Origin of the sequence: Eubacterium sp. An11, from assembly GCF_002161065.1 — a bacterium.
Lineage (GTDB): Bacteria > Bacillota > Clostridia > Lachnospirales > Lachnospiraceae > Anaerobutyricum > Anaerobutyricum faecale.
This window is the reverse complement of the sequence record NZ_NFLV01000091.1, coordinates 1-918: the sequence shown is the minus strand read 5'-3', so window position 1 is coordinate 918 and position 918 is coordinate 1. Positions and strand designations below refer to the sequence as shown.

Sequence of the window (918 nt, the reverse complement as noted above, 5' to 3'; positions counted from 1 at the left end):
AATGCAGATTCCCAACCTGAACCACATCCGGGCTGACAGAAACATAGCAACAAGATATGGAACAATCATGACAATTTACCGGAAGCACTGCAATGAAGGGTGACGGTTTTGGTCTTACTTTGAGAAAATACTCCATCGACATATTGTTTTGCAGTCGCTGTTCCAATAGCATCTGCTCCATTCTTCTTTGCAGACGAAGAGGCAATTTTCCAAGTTTTACTCGGACATGTGGTCGAAACCGTAGCCTTCGTACAACTGGATTTTTTCCCATTATAGGTGAATTTTCCATGTACAGTAACCGACCACAATAGTTTTCCTTTTCCGTTTTTATAATTTACAGTTTTACTTCCACTCTTCGTAGTACTTCTCGCAGTTGATGGAATCTCTTCCAAGATAGTTTCAAAATATGTTCCATCTTCCAAATACTCTACATCAACAATCTGCTCCATCTCATCTGCTTTCACATAAAAAACAGACGAAAAACATAATACTAAACTACAACAAAACATAAACAATAACATTTTTCTTTTCATGCTATTAATCCTCCTCTATGTATGTTTCTTCATAAATCATATGTTCTTCCATAGCATTCTCATAATTTTGATATGCCAGGTAATAACGATATCCAATCAACATAAAAAGAGCAATCACCACAAATATCAAAAACTTCTTCACATAGCCTCTGACCCGCAACTGCCAGAACAAATATTCGTCATCCACTTCTGAAAAGTACTCCGATATCACATGGGATGGCGTCCCGAACTCTTCCGTCAACTCTTCATAAGACAAGTCTTCTTTCTCTTCGGCATACTCCTGCAATGGCGTCTGCAGGTTTTTGATATATTGTCTCTCCTTTTTTCCATAGATAGGAAATAGCTTTTTTACTGATTTTAAATATTTTTGGGTAATATCTTTCAC

Annotated in this window: 2 protein-coding genes; both read right to left on the bottom strand. The window is 37.1% G+C overall.

The window, feature by feature from the left end; genetic code table 11:
* Nucleotides 1-65: 65 nt before the first annotated feature.
* Entirely contained in the window at nt 66-533 is a 468-nt protein-coding gene (locus B5E53_RS18690; RefSeq protein ID WP_087317622.1) for a hypothetical protein, read from the bottom strand.
* Nucleotides 534-537: 4 nt separating this feature from the next.
* Nucleotides 538-918: DUF6120 family protein (locus B5E53_RS18685; protein WP_204245557.1), on the bottom strand; the 381-nt coding region annotated here is incomplete at its 5' end.